Here is a 20,162-nt window from a genome sequence, read left to right as displayed (position 1 = left end):
TCAACTCCGCTTCAGCTTGGGATCGAGTGCATCACGCAGCCCGTCGCCGACAAGGTTGATAGCCAGCACCGTGATGAGGATGGCAAGGCCAGGGAAAGTTACAACCCACCAGGCGCGCAGGATGAACTCACGCGCTTCGGCCAGCATGGTTCCCCATTCAGGCGTCGGTGGCTGTGCGCCCATGCCCAGAAAACCAAGCGCTGCCGCATCCAGAATTGCGTTCGAGAATGACAGCGTTGCCTGCACGATCAGCGGAGCAAGGCAGTTCGGCAAAATGGTCTTGAACATCAACCGGAGACGACCTGCACCTGCAAGACGGGCAGCTGTGACGTATTCGCGGTTCTTCTCGGCAATCACCGCTGCGCGCGTAAGCCGGGCAAAATGCGGCTGCAGAACCAAGGCGATTGCAATCATCGCATTCGTCAGGCCGGGTCCAAGAATTGCAACCAGCACCAATGCCAGCACCAATGACGGAAACGACAGAATAATATCCATCACCCGCATGATGAAGGTATCGACATAGCCACCAAAAAAGCCCGCAATCAAACCTGTCGTGACACCGATAACAAGCGCAACGCTCACCACCACGATACCGACAAACAATGAAAACTGCGAACCATAGATCAGCCGTGACAGCATATCCCGGCCAACAGCATCTGTGCCCAAGAGGAATTTCATGCTGCCACCCGCTTCCCATGCAGGAGGCATTAGAAGCGCATCACGAAACTGTATATCCGGGTTATGCGGTGCCAGTAAAGGCGCAAACAACGCCACCAGAATTAGGGCCGCAAAAACCCAAAGCCCGATAACTGCGCCACGGTTTTCTGAGAAGTAGAACCAGAATTCACGCAAAGCACCGCGTTTCGTGGTGGCAACCTTGGGCGTGTCAGCCGCAATAGGTGTCAGGGATGTTGAATCGCTCATAGTGCCATCCTTCAGTGCCGGATACGCGGATTGATCAGGCCATAAAGCAGATCAACAATCAGATTGACCATCATGACGAGCAGCGCCACAAGCAGCAGCCCGCCCTGCACTGAGGGATAATCACGGCGGAAAATGGAATCGATCAGCCACTTGCCGATGCCAGGCCAGGAGAAGATTGTTTCAGTCAGAATCGCGCCTGCGAGCAGCACACCAACTTGCAACCCGATAGTCGTGATCACCGGGATCATCGCGTTACGCAACGCATGAAGACCAACAACCCGCCATGCCGACAAGCCCTTGGCACGCGCAGTGCGTACGTAATCCTCACCCAACACTTCCAGCATCGCCGAACGCGTCTGACGTGCAATCACAGCCAATGGGATTGTAGCCAGCACAATTGACGGCAGGATAAGATGCAAAACGGCGGACTTAAACGCCCCTTCCTCACCCGATAACCAGCTATCGATCAGCATGAAGCCGGTAACGGGTTCGAAGTAATACATCATCGAGATGCGACCAGACACCGGCGTCCACTCAAGGATGCCCGCGAACAGAATGATAAGCAGCAGGCCCCACCAAAAAATCGGCATGGAATAGCCAACAAGCGCAACACCCATCGATGTCTGATCAAACCATGATCCACGCTTGACAGCCGCAAAAACGCCCGCCGGAACACCAATAGCAACAGCCAGAATGATTGCGCATACGCCCAGCTCAACCGTTGCCGGGAATAACGTCAGAAACTCCTCAATCACAGGCTGACGGGTAATAATGGAAAGGCCGAGATCGCCGTGCAACAGCCCCCAGACATACTCGAAATATTGCTCCCAGATAGGACGATCGTAGCCAAACTGCGCCATCAGTTCTGCATGACGCTCAGCGCTGATACCGCGCTCACCAGCCATAAGCAGAATCGGATCGCCAGGCAAAACCCGTACGAAGCCGAAGGCCACAATCGTGATACCGATCAGCGTCGGGATTATGGTCCACAACCGCCCCATTATGAATCGTAGCATTATATAAACTCCAGCGGCCCATGAGTGTATGTGCCCCCATGAACCGCCTTCTCAATCATTTAAATTATGGTGCGAGATCGACGCCGTCAAAACGGTGTGAACCGAGCGGATCCATCTTGTAACCGATCACCTTGATCGACATGGGCTGATAAGCCGTAGAATGCGCAAGTGTCGTCCAAGGTGCCTGCTGTTTGAAGAGTATCTGCGCCTCTTCATAAAGCTTCGTGCGCTCTTCCTTGTTGGACAGCGTTCTGGCCTTCTGTGTCAGTGCATCAAATTCCTTGTTGCACCACTGCGCACGGTTTTGCGAACCAACACCCGCACAGCTAAGCAGCGTGCCAAGGAAGTTGTCCGGATCGCCATTGTCACCAACCCATCCAAGCATAACCATGCCATCGCGGTCAGTCTCGCCGGATTTCTTGAGGTATTCGCCCCATTCCATTGATACAATATCCGCATCCACACCAACCTTCTTGAGATCCGCCTGGATCAGCTCGGCCGCACGGCGGGAATTAGGCATGTGAGGGCGACTTACAGGCATTGCCCATATCTTGGTTTTCAGGTTCTTGACGCCAGCATCATCCAGCATCTTGCGGGCAAGTTCCGGATCGTACGTATTGTCCTGAACAGCGTTGTTATAGCTCCACATGGTAGGCGGAATTGGATTCTTCGCCACCTGACCGAAGCCCTGGAACACTGCATCAATAATAGCCTGCTTATTGATGGCATGCTCAATCGCACGACGAACTTCAGGCTTGTCGAAAGGAGGAGTTAGCGCGTTAGGCGCGAGGTAAGCTACATTCAGACCGGCCTGCTCATCCATCTTGATCTTGGGATCGGCCTTCAAACCAGCGATATCCGCAGGTGAAGGATAAGGCGCAAGATGGCATTCACCAGCCTTCAGCTTCTGCAAGCGCACGGAAGCATCCGTGGTGATTGCAAATACAAGATTGTCAAGCGCTTGACGGCCCCGCCAGTAATCCGGATTGACCTTGAAGCGGACAACAGCATCCTTCTGGTAATTCACAAAGATGAATGGGCCAGTGCCCACAGGCGCTGTATTCAACTTCTCACGGTGGCCTTCAGCTTCCAGCTTGTCGGCATATTCCTTCGACATGATAGAGGCGTAATCCATCGCAATGTTGGCCAGGAAGGGTGCCTCTGGGCGGTTGAGCACAAACTTGACCGTATGATCGTCAACCTTGACGATCTCCTTGATCAGAGCGCCCATCTCCATGCTGTCAAAGTATTCATACGACAGGCCAGGCATATACTGATGCCATGGCGCACTCTTATCGCGCTGACGCTCAAAGGAGAAAATAACGTCATCCGCGTTGAATTCACGTGTTGGGGTGAAATAAGGCGTTTTATGGAACTTTACGCCCTTGCGCAAGAAAAGCGTATATTCAAGGCCATCATCAGAAACTTCCCAACGCTCAGCCAGCGCAGGAATAACATTTGTTTCACCACGCTCGAATTCAACGAGGCGGTTGTATATCGGCTTAGACGAGGCATCGAATGTTGTGCCTGCAGAATAAGGAGCGGGGTCGAAACCCTCAGGAGAACCTTCCGAGCAATAAATCAGCGTTTTTGCGCTAGCGGATCCACCAAACAGCATCATCGCAGCACAGGCCGCTGCCATACCTACTTTGCTAAGCATTTAAATTCCCTCGATGTGGTTCTTTCTTATCATCCAGCTCTGTTTGAGCGGCTGGACGCCTCAGTTATTGCCCCCACAGCGCCTCGAAAGGCACTGGTACCGATTATTTAGCTAAGCAAATAGCGGATTAACCCTTCCGGTTTAGCATTTTCCGTTTGTTACAGGTTTCGCCGCAGCTAGCACAAAAAATTGCGCAGCCTTTGCCATGAAGAGACGGTGCGTAATCAAATTGAAAGAAAATTGCAACCGATTCTACGCAATTTGTACGTTATTGAACATTTTAGCGCAGAATACAACAATTCCCCAGACATAAAAACGCACACATAAATATACGTGAGAAAACGACAACAAACCTACGAAATAACGCCACTTAAAACTAGATTTATTTTTCACATATTGATTAAACTCTCATCAATTTACTTACATTTACACCCTGTATATGCTCACCCTATCGCCATCAAACTCGCATTCCCGCCAGCGGCTGTTGTGTTGATAGAGGTTGAAACTTCTTCCAGCAGCCAGTCAAGACAATATGTTTCATCATGCAGCAAATGCACTGGAGTCAACGGCCCCGGTCGTGTTGCAATAGCCGCTGATAACGCACGTACCCGCATGGCATCTCCCTCAACAAGCGCAGCGGATACGGGCTGGTCTATCATTGCAAGGCTTGACCATAGGATCCGTCCTGCGACCGAAGCTGGAAGCGTTGAGAAGCTGGCCTTCAGTAAATCATCCGCCTCGATTACTGCCATGTTGCCCGTAGCAAGCGTTGCAGCAAGTTGCAAAATCAACCCCCGTTCGGTTTCTGGTGCAAGAAACACCCTGCCACGTGCATGCAAGGCATAGATATTGCGCTCCCCTACCGGTCCAGAGAGATCGTATGTCAAGCCTAGCCGGGATTGCTCGCCCATCTTTAGGGCTACCGCCGCCAATGCTTGCTCCCCCCGCTGTTGAAGCCATGCAATGAAGTCCGCCAACGCGGGAGGAGTAGCGTGCAACATCGCACCGTGATCATATGCAGGAGCATTCTCGACAAGGCGCCCAAGATACAATGGCCCACCCGCTTTAGGCCCTGTGCCAGAAAGGCCACGACCGCCAAAGGGCTGCACCCCGACAACTGCACCGATAATATTGCGATTAACATATATATTACCTGCCTTTATCCGCCCACTGACATGCGCAATGGTCTCATCAAGGCGTGTGTGCAGACCGAATGTCAGGCCATATCCTGTTGCATTAATGGCGTTGATCAGGTCATCCAGCCCCGCTCGTGAATAACGAATCACATGCAGAACAGGCCCGAAAACCTCACGCTCAAGCTCATCCAGCGCATCGATTTCAATGATGGTTGGCGGCACGAAGCTGCCGTGGACGGTCTCATCCGGTAATGCAATCTGCTCGACGCGTTTACCGCGCGAGCGCATTTTTTCAATGTGCTCATCAATAATGGCTTTGGCTTCCGGCGTAATCACCGGACCGACATCGACGGCAAGCCTATCGGTTTTTCCAATGACAAGTTCTTGCAGGGCACCTTTCAGCATGGTGAGCGTGCGTTCGGCCACTTCTTCTTGCAAACACAGCACTCTAAGCGCTGAACACCGTTGGCCAGCGCTGTCAAAAGCCGATGCAATGACATCCATCACCACTTGCTCTGCCAGCGCCGAAGAATCCACAATCATCGCGTTTTGACCGCCCGTTTCAGCGATCAACGGGATTGGGCGACCTGTTGACGAAACACGATCGGCAAGCTGTGTCTGAATGAGGCGCGCTACTTCGGTTGAGCCTGTAAACATCACACCAGACACGCCTTCGGCTGCGACAAGTGCCGCGCCTACATGGCCATCACCAGGCACGTATTGAAGCACATCGCGTGGCACGCCTGCTTCATGCAAAATGCGAATGCCTTCGCAAGCGATAAGCGGCGTTTCCTCTGCAGGCTTAGCCAAAACCGGGTTACCGGCAACCAGCGCGGCTGCGATCTGCCCCATAAAAATAGCAAGCGGAAAATTCCAGGGACTGATGCATACTATCGGTCCCAAGGGGCGATTGCTTGCCGTGAATCGCGCACGCGCCTCAATTGCGTAATACCGAAGAAAATCAACTGCTTCACGCACTTCCGCAATGGCATTGGGAATGGATTTTCCGGCTTCACGTGCAATCAGTCCCAACAGGACGGGCATGCGCGTTTCCAGCGCATCAGCAGCGCGTTCCAGCATATCAGCGCGGGCCGTGACAGATGTCGCAGCCCATGCGGGAGCAGCAGCCTTTGCCCACGCCACCGCTCGCTGCGCTTCTACCGCACTCGCCTCAACCACAGCACCAACATAATCGCGATGGTCACCAGGATTGCACACAGGACGCGCTTCCGTATCCCGCTCTATCGCCTCGGCAAGTAACGGCAGTGCTGTCCACGATATCGCAACACTTTCCTGCAGCGCTTCTGTTAGCGATGCCAATGTTGCCTCATTCGATAAATCCAATCCACGCGCATTCTGACGTGAGGCGCCAAACAGATCCTTCGGCAGCGCGATCTGATCATGCTTTGCGCCAAGACTTGGCAGCGCCTTTGCATCAGCAACAGGATCCGTAATAAGCGCCTCAACAGACACCTTCGGATCGGCAATGCGATGCACAAAAGACGAATTCGCACCGTTTTCCAGTAATCTGCGAACCAGATACGCCAACAGCGTTTCATGCGTACCGACAGGCGCATAAATTCGGCATGGACGGTTTAACTTATCCGCCCCCACCACCTCATCATACAGCGGTTCACCCATGCCATGCAGGCATTGAAATTCATATTGTCCCTGCGCAAACGGTTGGCCGATAATAAATTCCGCCATTTCATAAATGGTCGCTAGCGTCTGGGCATTATGGGTAGCAAACTGCGGGAAAATTACGTCTGTCGCTCCCAAAAGCTTGCGCGCACATGCCAGATACGACACATCCGTGTGCACCTTGCGGGTAAAAACGGGGAAATCTGAAAGGCCATCAACCTGCGCGCGCTTAATCTCGGCATCCCAATACGCGCCTTTGACAAGCCGCACCATAATACGCCTATGCGCACGCCGCGCGAGATCAATCACATAATCAAGCACAAACGGGCAGCGCTTGCCGTATGCCTGCACCACAAAACCAATGCCATTCCAACCCGCAAGATCAGCATCAAGGCACAGCTCTTCCAACAGATCGAGCGAGAGTTCCAGCCGGTCTGCTTCTTCGGCGTCAATGTTGAGGCCAATATCATATTGGCGCGCCAGCATTGCCAGCTCTTTTACCTTAGGCAGCAACTCTCCCATAACCCGCTCTGCCTGCGCACGAGCATAGCGGGGATGCAGCGCCGAGAGTTTGATGGAAATACCCGGGCCATCCACGATGCCACGTCCATCAGCCGCCTTGCCGATAGCATGGATGGCGTTCTCATAATCGCGGTAATATCGCGCAGCATCAGCCGCTGTGGTCGCGGCCTCACCTAGCATATCGTAGGAGTGGCGATATCCCTTGGCCTCAAGCGGGCGGGCGCGGGAAAGCGCCTCATCAATTGTTTGCCCGGAGACAAATTGCTCACCCATCATTCGCATCGCAAGATCAACACCGCGCCGAATAACCGGCTCTCCGCAACGTGCGACAAGCCGGGTGAGCGCTGCACCAAGACCATGATCATTGACGGTTGAGGTGAGCTTTCCTGTCACCACAAGCCCCCACGTTGCCGCATTCACAAACAGCGACCGACCAGGCCCAAGGTGAGACTTCCAATCTCCATCGGCGATCTTATCGCGGATAAGCGCATCGCGCGTGGCGTCATCGGGAATGCGCAGCAGCGCCTCCGCCAGACACATCAGCGCTACGCCCTCCTGGCTGGATAGCGCGTATTCCTGAACCAGGCCTTCCACCCCTGATCCGCGATGCTTTGCCCGCAGCGCCACGATCAGGCCACGCGCCGTTGTTTGCGCCTTCTCAGCCACGGCCTCAGGCAGTGTTGCTGCTGCAATTAAAGGGGGCAGACATTGCGTTTCCGGTAAGCGATAAGCAGCAGTAACAGCCTGCCGCAAGGCGCTTTGGGGGCGAATTGATGGAGCGAAGCGAGAAAACGCTTCTACATGGCGCCCCTCTTCAGAATGCCCCTGCCCTGCATTCCCTTGCGCCTTATCCTGCCCCAATTTTTGGCCTGGCCCCATTACAGCTGACATGCTTGCACCTTGAAAAGAATCCTCACCATGAAGATACCACCGGTAACTTTTATTTGCTTACTTGAATTAAGCTAAAATGCAGGTATTTTTCCTTTTATTAAGATGTTTTGCAGAGCATTTGAATGGCAAAAATCACGATTGATAGCGAGTTAGACCTCATTGATCGCAAGATAATCGAGGCCCTGGTTCAAGATGGGCGTATGTCGATAACGGATTTATCGACAAAGGTCGGCTTATCGAAAACACCCTGCCAAATTCGGCTACGCCGCCTTATTGATGAAGGTTTCATCACGGGATTCAGAGCGACCCTTAATCCTCGCAAGCTTAACCTTGAACATATTGCCTTTACAGAGGTGAAACTATCGGACACCCGTGAGGCTGCCCTGATTGCCTTTAATGCTGCCGTGCGAAAAATTCCTGAGATCGAGGAATGCCACATGATCGCAGGCTCATTCGATTACCTGTTAAAAGTACGCACGAGCAACATCCGCAATTATCGGCTCGTTCTGGGAGAGCGCATCTCCAGCCTGCCCCATGTCGCCAGCACCTCAACCCATGTGGTCATGCAGGCAGTCAAGGACAGCGGCGCTTAGGAGGGAGCAATCGTCGTGTCATAAGGGCCCCGAATAAGGCCCTCTGCATGCTTTATGCTTATTGACAAAAGTCACAATTTTTCAGCACGCATCCTGGCGTACCAACCAATACTCATTGCGAGCAAACGAAGCGCTTGCCACAAAATCATAAAACCCTTTGTCAGGCAGTTAAATGCAAAGAAGAGAGGGCTTCGCAGCCCGTCAGGGATAGCCTGCCCCCTTAATCGCGGGCAGCGTATGAACGTAAGCGGTGCTTCCAGAAATCCTGCCGTCGACGCTTGCTGGCTGGCCGACCAGGCTGAGTTTCCTGCACAGTCTCACCCCCTGCGCGCGCCCTCGCCTCGGCTGCCAACTGGCGTAGACGCGCCTGAACGCGCTTCTGTACATCCGTCGATAAAGGCTGCGAACCTGCACCGGACGGAGAAGATCCGGCCGCATGCAATTCCGTTGTTTGTGGTTTTTCAGTCTGTTTGGGTAGACGCGAGCGGGGCGTGGACCATGGATCAGATGTCCGCGAATAAACAACCGACTTGCGCTCAGTCAACGGAATTTCAGCTGGTATGAGCAGTGATGGCAAAACGCGCGGCTTCTGCTCGGTATCAGGCTGCCCGCTTTCTTGAGAAACTTTTTCAGGTTCAGATTTGGGCGCGATATCAGGTTGCGCTTCATCTTCAAGTCCCGGCCAGGACGCAAGAAATGGCTGGTCTGTTTTGGATGCCATATTCTCGGGCAGCCGCCGCAGCAACTCCTCCCACGACAGGGCACTGGCAACAGCTGCCTGTGGCAGTTCGCGCTGCGTACCCAATGCGCTAGCAATAGAAGGATCGCCCGCACGCAGTCGCGAACGCTTCACCTCAACCGTGAAAGACCGAGACGGTCGCCTCATTGATCAACCTCTCCTACCATTCGAATATCGCTCCTTAAATCATATACAGTCGCGACACTCTAGCGTTTAGTTTAAACCTCAAATCTATCCAAAAGACACGATCAGTTTCAATTGCAGCAAACCTCAACGAGAAAGAGCTACACGTTGTAGCGGCCATTCTCATCGAAGAAAGCACATGACCATATTTGCAAGAACGTATCGTTAGGATATGGCGGCAGAATGAGGCAACGCAATGGCCACGCATTCAGACACCGGTATGAAGGCACGTACACTTTAAAAAAGTTGCGTCTGATTTAATCGTCAAATTCAAGGCAGGATATGGAGAGCATTCATACAAAATGCGAACCACTTAAACTAAGTCCAACACCTTTAAAACGCGAACCATGGATAATCTGCTATCTTCACAAATCATTGCGCTAACACATTTAATTATAAACGGCTAATAGAGTGATGAAAAGAGATTTCTCACAACAATGCGCGATTAGAGCACGCGACATACTGAACTGCGTTTTAATTTCTATATTTTACCGCAACTTGCGTTCATTTGAATAATCACATTCAACGCAAACTGCTCTCATGCGCAATAGAGTATTTACATCCCGTCTATACATCGCCTTTAGCCATGCGCCATCGTCAGTTTTCCCGCAAGCCCGTTCATTGGCGCAGTGCCACCCAATGCGCGGGCGATGACGGTAGCGTTATGATCGATCATGCCAATGTAAGTGCCCTCATAAGTGCCAGCCTCACCCGCTGCATCCGAGTAGAGCGCCCCACCGATAATCACTTTATGCCCACGCATCTCAGCCCCTTCAATCAGGGCTGATACGTTGCGCTCTGAAACAGAAGACTCGACAAAAATAGCGCCAATCCGGCGCTCAACCAGCAAGCTCACGAGCTTCTCGATTTGCCGCAAACCTGCTTCACTTTCCGTCGAAACACCCTGCACACCGCACACTTCATAACCATAGGCGCGGCCAAAATAATTGAAAGCATCATGCGCCGTTACCAGAATGCGGGATTGAACCGGCACAGAAGTCAGCACCGCATTCGCATATTTGGCAATGCCAGCAATATCTTCCAGATGCCGCGCGGTATTTTCTTCGAAATCGGCAGCAGCCTCCGGACGCACAGCGCTTAAACCATTGCATGCCGCGCGCACCACACCTGCCCATAAATGCGGATCAAACCAGACATGGGGGTCCGGCAGGGTATCATCATCCTCATCACGCAGCAGACGCGCCCGTGGTAACGCATCACCCAATGCAATCACCGGCTTCCGACGGCCTAGTTGCGCGAAGAATGGCTGTAACTGCGTTTCAAGATGCAACCCATGCCAGAAGACAATATCAGCACCAGTCGCAGCAGCCACATCTGAGCTGGTCTGACGGTGCAAATGCGGATCGACCCCCGGCCCCATCAAAGCCTGCACAGTAACGTGCCGCCCTCCAACCTGGCTTAGGGCATCCGCAAGAATGCCCGTAGTCGTCACAACACGCAGTGGGTTTGTTGCCGCCATGGCCCTCCCGCGATGGCCACCCAGGCCCACCGATAGCAACGCAGCAGCCCCTGCTAGCACTGCCCGTCTTGACAGAACTGCTTGCTTCGCTTGGTCGACCATAACAACCCCACTCACCCATAACCTTCCCCACCACCATGATATGGAGAGGAGGATCATCCAATTATTCTAATAATCAACGCTGAAAAGCACCATAATCAATATTTGATCATAAAAATCATATATCGATTAATGTTTATTTACTTTTATAACTCACACAAAAGACATGATAAGTTAAAACAGTCAAACAAGTGCTTTATTTCAGTTTAATTTATTACTAAGTCATAAAGATAATGAGTAATTACACCTTTTGCACTTCACTTGCTGCGCACAACGATTTGCTTTTGGTTGCAGTATGGCCTGCGTTGCAATCCGCTCTCGAAGCAAAAACACAGCACCGGTCCGTGCATAGCAATAGTTTAGAATTACTCTTATCTAGTTGATTTTCTTAGAATAATTGATTCACCAGATATTGGCAAGTGGGGAGAATTGGCGGTTAATTGACCGCCAATCTTTTACATCGGCCACAAAATGGCACTGCTATTGGAATAAATTGGATGCACAAACAAAGGAATAGAGCGTCACGGCTACATCAACTGCATGGAGGAGCGCTCTAACATCCGTGTTTTCTAGCTGGCATCTGGTTCTGCTGTTTCTTGCTGGCTGCGAGCGCGTGCTTCTTCTGCACGTTCACGTTTGCGCTCTTTGCTGATGGTAGCGGCACGCAAAGCATCATCACCCATATGCGCCACACCACGCGCCTGGGCGAGCATGATTTGCCGTTGCCGCTCAATTGCCGCGCTCTTGTCTGGCGCATCCGCGCAATACTTGCACGCAATACCTTCAACATATGTGGGATCAGCCCGTTCAGTCGCGGTCAACGGATGTCGACAGGCCCGACAAAGTGTTGCCTCACCCTCAACCAACCCATGCCCGACAGAAACACGCTCATCAAACACGAAGCATTCGCCATTGAAGCGGCTATTATCTTCCGGCACGGTTTCAAGATAAGCCAAAATTCCACCCTTGAGGTGAAAGACTTCCTCAAACCCTTGTGCCAACATATAAGCTGAAGCCTTCTCGCAACGGATACCACCGGTGCAGAACATTGCCACCTTGCGATCACGCGCTGGATCAAGGTTCTGGGCGACATAATCCTTGAACTGGGTGAAAGTCTGCGTTTGCGGATCAAGAGCGCGCTGGAAGGTGCCGAGACGCACCTCATAATCGTTACGTGTATCAATCACCACAACATCGTTGCGTTCAATCAAACTGTTCCAATCCTGCGGCTCGACGTAAGTGCCAACAATCTTGGAAGGGTTTGCTTCAGGTGCACGCAGGGTGACGATCTCTGCCTTCAGGCGCACTTTCATGCGCAGAAACGGCATCTCCTGCGCATAGGCATACTTGATTTCAGCGCCATCCAGCCGTGTGCCGAAAGGCCCCTCTGCCAGCAGATAGCGCGCGAGCGCATCTATGGCATCAGATGTGCCGGCAATTGTTCCATTGATACCTTCGGGGGCAAGAAGCAGCGTACCGCGGATCTGGTGCGAGCAGCAAAACGCTGCCAGTTCGGGCTTGATGGTTTCGAAATCCGGCAGATCGGCAAATTTATAAACTGCCATCACCTTAAAAGGCGCGGCAGAAGAAGCGGTGGCACGCATGATGGTTCCAGTAGCATGGCGCCTCCTCCCAATGAGGAAGCAAAAATTCATGCTCTCTTCTGGTGGAACACCGCCATCTGGTCAAGCGCTCCAAGACATAAGCCGCGTACGATGGAACGCGCAATTTGTCACACGAGCAATCAATTAAGACTGAAATTAAAAAGAGCGCCATCATGACGCTCTTTTCTTTTCAGGCAATCCGCACACAAAAATTAACGGATACCCAGATGGAGATTCAAGATGCTCCGGGTCAGCAGGCGATCCAGCTTGTGCAAGATCTTTAGCTGTAACTGCTGGCATTCTTCATATGAAGAACCTTCGGGTGCCTTCAGCAATGATTGAGAACGCCGAAATGGCTGCATGAGCGCAACCACAATTTCCTTCAATAGATAAACCACACCAAGCAAAACAAGGCATAGGCTCAAACCAATCCATGCCTGCACCCAGGGTGTGAGCTGGGCGTAGAGTGTCAGTAGATTTTCACCAAGATGATAATCAGTCACGGTAACAACTCCCCTTCCAAGATGAAGTGGCCACCAGAAAATACGCCCATAAAAGCGTGACGCTGGTGGCCGGGAGAGCTAGAAAACCGCACATAGACGGCCGCGCTGGCCTTTAGGCAAGCCCTGAACATACGCCAGCGCCTCCCCGGCCATAGAGCAAGGGAGGCACCATTACGGTTGATGCCAACCGCTATGTGAGAGGCTTCTAGGCCCCAGATTCACAAGATTGCGAATCCACCTGTAGGAATAGTGCGTTCGAGATTGAAGTCAAACCAGAAATTAGCGCGCAATATTCTAAACAGTGCAAGAAGGGGCACGCAGCAAGCTATCCGCATACAAAAATTAACGGATACCCAGATGAAGATTCAAGATGCTCCGGGTCAGCAGGCGGTCCAGCTTGTGCAAGATCTTTAGCTGTAACTGCTGGCATTCTTCATATGAAGAGTTTTCGGGCGCCTTCAGCAATGATTGAGAACGCCGAAATGGCTGCATGAGCGCAACCACAATTTCCTTCAATAGATAAACCACACCAAGCAAAACAAGGCATAGGCTCAAACCAATCCATGCCTGCACCCAAGGTGTGAGCTGAGCGTAGAGTGTCAGTAAATTTTCGCCAAGATGATAATCAGTCACGGTAGTAACTCCCTTCTGGACTGAAGAGGCCACCAGAAAACGCACCATATAAGAGCACGAAAAGCTGGTGGCCGGGAGAGTTAGCAAGCCGTGTACACGCGGCTGCGCTGGCCTTTAGGCAAGCCCTGAACATAGCCAGCGCCTCCCCGGCCATAAAGCAAGGGAGGCACCATCACGGTTGGCACCAACCGGTGTACAAGAGGTTGCTACACCTCAGACTCACAAGATTGCGAATCCACCTGTAGGAATAGTGCGTTCGAGATTGAAGTCAAACCAGAAATTAGCGCGCAATATTTTAACCGTACAAGAGGAGGGCGCAGAATGTGTTGAGCTTCGTGCCATGATGAGCCGAAACTGATACCTTTTGAGAACCGGAGCGCAGTGGACTAATGTCCATGAGCACCGGAAGCGCAAAAAGGTACCAGTTGCAGGCCACCATGGCGCGAAGATCAGCGCATTCTGAAGATCAGCGCATTCTATTGTTGGGTGAATTTCGCGATCGGCAACGGTTTTACGGCGGGGCCGGTGAAGATGTTAGTTTTTAGATCTGATGCGCTTGCATCTTTGGTGAAGCCCATTTGCACAACAACGGTTGGTGCAACAGCGTTCACCGGCGCTGCGGCGCGTGCAGCCGGCCTGGTGGATATAACTTTGGCAGTGCTGACCTTGGCACGCGGCGAAGGTTTCGCCTCGGTCGCGACCATAGCGAACAACTGGTTGAGCGTCTGGCGCTCATCATGTTTCACTCCTGGCGGCAGCGAAGGCGATAACCGTACCTGCTGCGCAGGACGGGTCTGCGGTACACCTGCAGCAACAGCTAACTGAACGCCAGCAGGACGCAAAGGCGGCAATGGCGGCGGAATGATCTCAGGCTCGGCCGTATAAGCAAGGGCTGCCGTGCGGATGGAACGATCAGCGCCACTCTCGGCATTCCAGCTGCGCGAGGCTGCCGCAATAGCGGCAAGTGCGTTTCTGTCAGCTTCAGGCGCAAGCTCGGCCGGACGCAGTGGTGGCGTGGGGATCGAAGCGAGCGTCATGGCGCCAGCATTGGCACCCATCACGCCCCCAAAACCATTAGCAGCAACAGCGGGAAGCGTTGCAGGCACAGGCTGTCCAGGACGGCGCGGAGGTTGCGGCAGCATGGCAAGCATAGGCTCGGCAGCAGCTAATGTGCCACCTGGCGTCAGGCTTGCAGGGCGTGAAGCTGGCATCGGACCATCAAAAATGGCATCGCCACGCAAGGGCGTAAACGCCACAATCGGCGTTGGCTGCGTGCGCGCAATAATCGTTGGCACCGCTTCAGGCTGGGGCGATGGAACGGGCAGAGGAATGGGTGCAGCAACAGGCACCACCTCTGGCGCCGCAACGGGCACCGGATCTGGCTCTGGCGCAGGCGCGCTGCGAACAACTGGTGGAGCCACACGACTTGCAGAAGCCGCATTATTGCGAACAAAGAACCGGCGTGGATCGCTGTCATCACCATCCATATCCGGTGCGACATTCGTGGATGGACGGCCACGCGAAGCGCTTGCCACAACCTGACGGCGCGAGGTATCGGCAACCTCGGCATCTTCCTCTTCATCCGCGCCACCGAACAGCGCGGCCCAGAGGCTTCTGCGCTTTTCAGGCTGTCGGCTCACTTCCGCAACGGCAGCAGCGCTGATACCAGGCACTGAATCTCCACGCGCGAGGATCATCTGTTTAGCGGCTTCAAAACCTTCCAGCGGCGTGCCTTCAGCCGGTAAGTGTACTGTGCGGCCATCAGGGAAAAGACGTGCAAGCTGGGCACGCGGCATACGCGGCCACGACCGCACTGAACCTGAATCGAGATGCACAAATGGTACATTTGCATAATAGCCAACGCCACCGCGTTGCATGCGCATGCCAACGGCACGCACCTGGCTCATATCTGCATCGGTAAACTGAAAATCGAGCGCCTTGCCAACCATATGCTGGCTGTTCTTCGCAACAGCGCTGGAACGGCGACGTAACATGGCGTTGGTCTTGGGAGAACGATACGCGGAAAGCACCTTCACTTTGCCGGTCGATCCAACTTCACGCTGTGCAGCCCAGACGATGTCGAACAGCTTGGGATCCATCGCAACAGTGTCATTGTTTCGCCAATCGCGAAGAAACCAGTTGAGCTTTTGCAGCTCAGCCTGATCATATCGACCATTGCGACGGAAGGTGACCGTCAACGATTCACGCGTGTGGGCATGGTAGAAAGACAACGTGCGCGTATCACCATTAGCGACTGCATTCTGCAATCCGCCAGTGCCAGCAAGCAATGTTGTGATAATTGTAGCAAGGCCAAGAGCGCCAAGCGCGGTCTGGCGTAGCAAGCGGCTTTTGCCGAAAGCACCGTTCAACAAAGTGTCCTGATTAAGCGTGTGTCCGGGCGCACCCTCTTGCGAGGAGCCTGAAACCCAGCCGTTCAAACGTGGCCTTAGCCGTGCGCGCGTCGAATGCAAAAGAATACTCGCCCGTTGCACAACCACCCGTTTGATCGCGGCGGCCGTTGTTAAGATGGATAATGACTGTGCGGGCGAAGCATGCCCTCCACTGTTCCACTCTTGCCTAGATGCGTTAACGACAAGTTAGCTTTACGCAAAAAAATCGATAATGTGTTGCACACAGGGGACATGGCGAAATGCACAACAACCTCATCAATGCATATACATTTAGCCAAACTGGATAGGCAATTTGTCTCAAAAGACGACAAATTCATCGTCTCTGACCGTGTCAGATTTGTCAATCTGGATTAAATTTTGTTAGAAATCGCTTGTAATGCAAAGGCAGTTTATGCGTCATCTCGGCGCGGTGAGATGACGCAGGGTACTTACCAAACGCCCTTATCAGAGTCTGGCCAAGTTTTTATCATGCGCATCAAGAGCGCTTTTGAGACGTTGATCGTAATTATAGACGTCTGGAAAAGTTGCCGTTTTACCATCCGCACCGATTGCCATTGTGAAGTACGTCAGATGAATTGGCATCGGCTTTACCAAGCGAAGGCTGCGTTCTTCGCTGCCGATCAGCTTGCTTAGGCGTGCCTCATCCCAGCCATTGCCAAGCACTGTTTCTGCAAGCTTCAGCGGCTCATCCACCCGCACACAGCCATGGCTCAGCGCCCGCATATCGCGGCCAAACAGACTACGGTTCGGTGTGTCGTGCAGATAGATCGACAAATCGTTAGGGAACATGAACTTGACCCGTCCCAACGCATTGCGCACTCCCGGTGGCTGACGCACAATGATCTTTTTACCTTCGCGAACAATTTCATAGCCACGCTTACGCGCATAATCATTATCCCGTGCGATGCCTGGAATGATCTCGGCTTGAACGATCGATTGCGGCACATTCCAGGAAGGGTTCAACACGATGTAGCGCAGCGTATCCGAGAAGACCGGTGTTGGGGTTTCCGCGCGACCAACAATGCCCAATACCCTATGGATCACCCTACCGTCTTCAATAACTTTCACATCCTGCTCGGGCACATTGACGATGATATGTCGTTCACCCAACTCCCGTGGAAGCCAGCGCCAACGTTCCATATTCACACGAACAGCTGCCTCAAGCCGTGCAATGTCTGCGGGCTTTGCCGGAAGCGATTCCACCTCAGCTCCAGCCAGTGTTACCACCGTCAACGCACCCGGCCTACCGGTAGTCGACACAGCTTGCTGTTGCTGAAAAGCAGATGCGGCTTCAGCCAGAAGGCTGTCGTAAATGCGGGTTGTTTCCTGATCATCAACCGGGTTCAGTCCCAAACGTGCACGGATCAGTGGCGCACGATCATCACGTTGGCCAATCTTGAGCGCAGGCCCATCCGGAAATCGCACCATGGAGGTGTTTTTAGAAGGATTCTGACGCTCGGCATTTAGTTTCTGCAGCGCAATCAGTTTTGCTCGTAAGGCCTGATAACCTGACGCGCTTGGGTGATAGGCATCCAAAACCTTGCCCGCTTTTTCACCCGCCGCCGACACTTCCGCCAACACTGTATCAGCACCAGGCAGATCGAGCTTGGGCATGGCAAGTGAGCCCAGTTTGTTGCGATCAATACGCGCACCACGCGCATCACGGGCATAAGTAGCCACTGCAATGGAGAGCCGGATATCGGCATCCGCCTGCGCCTGTATGCGCCCGGAAGCAATTGATGGCACCTGATAGCTTGCGGGTGATAGGCCGTGCGTCTGCGCTTCGTTCAGCACCGCAAATACCGCACGTGCAGCCGCGTTCCATTGCCCGCCCTCAACCCAATAAGGCACATAATCACGTGCCTCATAGGCCTTGATGATGGCATCGCGCTGGCCCTGTGGCAGGCGCGATTTCATAACATTTTCATCACCCAGAAGTCGCGCGCCGATCATGGTTTTAATATCTGGCGCCCCAATCACGACTGGCAACGGCATGTCGGGAAGCGGCATGCCACGCGCATTAAACGCATCTCTGGCATCTTGCTCTTCGAATACCTTGTAATGGGTTTCTGTTGGCTGAAGTAAATCCTCCCCAGAGCCATTTTTTCCGGGGCTGCGTGTGGCGGGATTGATCGAACCTGTGGTTATCGGATCGATGCCAAGATCATCAATAAAATCAATATCGCGCTCAGAATAAGGCTCAGGCTCAAGCGCTATGGCGGGCATGGAGATGGATAAGGTCAGCGCAGCGAAGGAAAGTGCCATAACGCTGGGAAACATGCGGACACGCAAGCACAGTGGCATCCGTTTCTGGTTGTTGAATCGTCTCTCTACATACGCAACCATTCCACAGCCCCCTGAATTCGACTGCGGCCCGACATTTTGCCGAAGTACCATCAGACGATTAAATTACCGCTAGCGGTCTCTTTTGTTTCTCTAAGCTTGCGGTCGTCTTTACATCTGACCGCTCATAACTTGCGTTTTCTACATCCTGCTCAACATCATCAAAGCAGAAATCTTTTATTTTTCTGTAAAGAGTCGAACGCCCGATCCCGAGTCTGCGCGACACTTCTGACATTCGCCCCTGATAGTGGCGGATTGCAAACTGGATGATATCTGTCTCCAGATCTTCAAGCGGCCGCACTTCACCGCTATTATCCACCAGCGCCAGGGCAAATGGATCAACCTTCTGACTGCTCATTGCTCCAGAAGCCGGCTCAAAAGCACGCGTTTGCCCATTTTGAGAAACGACTGCCTTGAGGCCCGCATTTGCAGGCAAAGCTATACCTGAACCATGCGGAAATAATGGCGCGGGACGGGCACAATTGGCACCATATTCAGCCGCGCGCGCCATGCGTGTGACAATTTGCGGAAACTCCTCCACACCAAGGCGCGTATTTTCCGCCAACGCAACAGCACGAAAGGCTGCGTTTTCCAGCTCAGCCACATTGCCTGGCCAAGGATAACTCATCAGCAATGCCAGTGCCTCCTGGGTCATCCCTTCGATAATCTTGCCTTCAGACGCGGCAAAGCGCGTGATAAACATTTGCAGCAACGCTGTAATATCCGATCGACGGGCTCGCAATGGTGGCAACGTTATAGGCAACACATTGAACCGATAGAACAAATCTTCCCGGAACGTGCCCATTCGAACCTGATCAAGCAAGCTTGTGCGTGTGGCAGCAATCACCCTCATTTCCGCGCGCACACCGCGGCGGCTGCGATCACGATCATCGTTTTCGCTTACAAGCCCCATCAGCCGCTCTTGCAGTAAGGGCGGCAGGGCATCGATATCGTCGAGATACAATGTGCCACCCTGTGCCTCCCGTACCCGCGCCGCAAACTCGCCAAGATCCAGACCGGCAGGTGTCGCAAGCTGACAGCGCAGCACAACGAACGGACGCGCGCGTCGTTCATCATTGCCAGTGCTATTCATATGAATAAGCCGCGCCAGCGCCTCCCGGCCTGTGCCTGCCTCGCCTTCAATCAGCACTGGTACTTCCGCGCGCGCAGCCCGCCGGGCCACCGATAAAGCGCGCACCATCGCCGGGTCCTTGGCAATGAGCTCCGCTGACCGCTCTGGCAAGCGCAGTGCAAGCGTATTGGCCCGTCTGGCATCCCGCATCAGCGCCTGAATGTGCAAGGCATTAGCAATAGATACTTGCAAGCGCTCGGCCTGCACTGGCTTGGGCAGAAAATCTACTGCGCCAGCCTGCATTAACCCCGCAATACCACTCAGTCGATCAGGAGAGACAGAAACAATTGCAGACGCCGCTTTATCACAAAGCGCAGAAAGGGCTGCGCCCGTTTGTGCTATCGCCGCATCGATAATCAAGAGATCAATGCCCTTGGACGCGTCCGCACGAGAGATGAGAAGGTCGCTCGCACAGCTGATGGATGCCGCCTCCAACACATGATGTCCAAGCGCTGCGGCCATAACCGACATCTGGTGACGTTGCTCGATATCATCATCAACGAAAAGAATGGTCGCCATAGAAAACCAATCGAAGGAGTGTGATTAGAGAATTTTCTGCGCTTCCATTAATCGCACCAAAATACTCTAATTTATTGATATGACATGCCATCAAACTAAAAAAGCAGTGCCTTTTTACTCTGAAAACACCATA

The 20,162-nt window shown here is 53.1% G+C and carries 13 protein-coding genes; 1 reads left to right on the top strand and 12 read right to left on the bottom strand.

Annotated elements, in window-relative coordinates:
• From VRZ32_RS05490 to putA, 4 genes are all read right to left on the bottom strand, one after another.
• The gene (locus VRZ32_RS05490; protein ID WP_414524677.1) at positions 1–924 is read right to left on the bottom strand and encodes an ABC transporter permease subunit; all 924 of its coding nucleotides are present in this window, start codon (positions 922–924) and stop codon (positions 1–3) included.
• An 11-nt stretch (positions 925–935) separates the two neighbouring features.
• On the bottom strand, positions 936–1,940 hold the full coding sequence (locus VRZ32_RS05485) for an ABC transporter permease subunit (protein ID WP_414524676.1): 1,005 nt from the start codon (positions 1,938–1,940) through the stop codon (positions 936–938).
• A 64-nt stretch (positions 1,941–2,004) separates the two neighbouring features.
• A complete protein-coding gene (locus tag VRZ32_RS05480; protein WP_414524675.1) occupies positions 2,005–3,600 on the bottom strand; it encodes an ABC transporter substrate-binding protein in 1,596 nt (531 codons plus the stop codon).
• Between the two features lie 443 nt (positions 3,601–4,043).
• Positions 4,044–7,790 carry a trifunctional transcriptional regulator/proline dehydrogenase/L-glutamate gamma-semialdehyde dehydrogenase gene (gene putA, locus VRZ32_RS05475; protein WP_414524674.1) on the bottom strand — a complete coding sequence of 1,249 codons (3,747 nt, stop codon included), beginning with the start codon at positions 7,788–7,790 and terminating at the stop codon, positions 4,044–4,046.
• A 122-nt stretch (positions 7,791–7,912) separates the two neighbouring features.
• On the opposite strand from putA, the gene VRZ32_RS05470 reads away from it, so the two are divergent.
• A complete protein-coding gene (locus tag VRZ32_RS05470) occupies positions 7,913–8,383 on the top strand; it encodes an Lrp/AsnC family transcriptional regulator (protein WP_414524673.1) in 471 nt (156 codons plus the stop codon).
• Between the two features lie 220 nt (positions 8,384–8,603).
• Here the strand turns inward: VRZ32_RS05470 and VRZ32_RS05465 are convergent, their stop codons facing one another.
• From VRZ32_RS05465 to VRZ32_RS05430, 8 genes are all read right to left on the bottom strand, one after another.
• Positions 8,604–9,269 carry a hypothetical protein gene (locus VRZ32_RS05465; RefSeq protein WP_414524672.1) on the bottom strand — a complete coding sequence of 222 codons (666 nt, stop codon included), beginning with the start codon at positions 9,267–9,269 and terminating at the stop codon, positions 8,604–8,606.
• A gap of 616 nt (positions 9,270–9,885) precedes the next feature.
• Positions 9,886–10,887 carry a metal ABC transporter solute-binding protein, Zn/Mn family gene (locus tag VRZ32_RS05460; protein WP_414524671.1) on the bottom strand — a complete coding sequence of 334 codons (1,002 nt, stop codon included), beginning with the start codon at positions 10,885–10,887 and terminating at the stop codon, positions 9,886–9,888.
• A gap of 566 nt (positions 10,888–11,453) precedes the next feature.
• Positions 11,454–12,488, bottom strand: a complete 1,035-nt coding sequence (locus VRZ32_RS05455) for a rhodanese-related sulfurtransferase (protein ID WP_414524670.1) — start codon at positions 12,486–12,488, stop codon at positions 11,454–11,456.
• Positions 12,489–12,700: 212 nt separating this feature from the next.
• On the bottom strand, positions 12,701–12,991 hold the full coding sequence (locus VRZ32_RS05450; RefSeq protein WP_414524669.1) for a hypothetical protein: 291 nt from the start codon (positions 12,989–12,991) through the stop codon (positions 12,701–12,703).
• A 342-nt stretch (positions 12,992–13,333) separates the two neighbouring features.
• Entirely contained in the window at positions 13,334–13,624 is a 291-nt protein-coding gene (locus VRZ32_RS05445; RefSeq protein ID WP_414524668.1) for a hypothetical protein, read from the bottom strand.
• Between the two features lie 476 nt (positions 13,625–14,100).
• Complete coding sequence (locus VRZ32_RS05440; RefSeq protein WP_414524667.1) at positions 14,101–16,095, bottom strand: DUF882 domain-containing protein; 1,995 nt, start codon at positions 16,093–16,095, stop codon at positions 14,101–14,103.
• Between the two features lie 384 nt (positions 16,096–16,479).
• A complete protein-coding gene (locus VRZ32_RS05435; RefSeq protein ID WP_414524666.1) occupies positions 16,480–18,381 on the bottom strand; it encodes a L,D-transpeptidase family protein in 1,902 nt (633 codons plus the stop codon).
• Positions 18,382–18,439: 58 nt separating this feature from the next.
• Positions 18,440–20,029, bottom strand: coding sequence for a sigma-54-dependent transcriptional regulator (locus VRZ32_RS05430; protein WP_414524665.1), 1,590 nt, complete (start codon positions 20,027–20,029; stop codon positions 18,440–18,442).
• Between the last annotated feature and the right edge of the window lie 133 nt (positions 20,030–20,162).

This window comes from Pseudochelatococcus sp. G4_1912, from assembly GCF_047501465.1.
Taxonomy (GTDB): domain Bacteria; phylum Pseudomonadota; class Alphaproteobacteria; order Rhizobiales; family Beijerinckiaceae; genus Pseudochelatococcus.
This window is presented reverse-complemented; position numbering and strand designations above follow the sequence as displayed.

Coding starts and splice junctions, on each gene's coding strand:
- VRZ32_RS05465 (WP_414524672.1), bottom strand. CDS start 9,269: ATGAGGCGACCGTCTCGGTCTTTCACGGTTGAGGTGAAGCGTTCGCGA.
- VRZ32_RS05460 (WP_414524671.1), bottom strand. CDS start 10,887: ATGGTCGACCAAGCGAAGCAAGCAGTTCTGTCAAGACGGGCAGTGCTA.
- VRZ32_RS05455 (WP_414524670.1), bottom strand. CDS start 12,488: ATGCGTGCCACCGCTTCTTCTGCCGCGCCTTTTAAGGTGATGGCAGTT.
- VRZ32_RS05470 (WP_414524673.1), top strand. CDS start 7,913: ATGGCAAAAATCACGATTGATAGCGAGTTAGACCTCATTGATCGCAAG.
- VRZ32_RS05490 (WP_414524677.1), bottom strand. CDS start 924: ATGAGCGATTCAACATCCCTGACACCTATTGCGGCTGACACGCCCAAG.
- VRZ32_RS05480 (WP_414524675.1), bottom strand. CDS start 3,600: ATGCTTAGCAAAGTAGGTATGGCAGCGGCCTGTGCTGCGATGATGCTG.
- putA (WP_414524674.1), bottom strand. CDS start 7,790: ATGTCAGCTGTAATGGGGCCAGGCCAAAAATTGGGGCAGGATAAGGCG.
- VRZ32_RS05435 (WP_414524666.1), bottom strand. CDS start 18,381: ATGGTTGCGTATGTAGAGAGACGATTCAACAACCAGAAACGGATGCCA.
- VRZ32_RS05485 (WP_414524676.1), bottom strand. CDS start 1,940: ATGCTACGATTCATAATGGGGCGGTTGTGGACCATAATCCCGACGCTG.
- VRZ32_RS05430 (WP_414524665.1), bottom strand. CDS start 20,029: ATGGCGACCATTCTTTTCGTTGATGATGATATCGAGCAACGTCACCAG.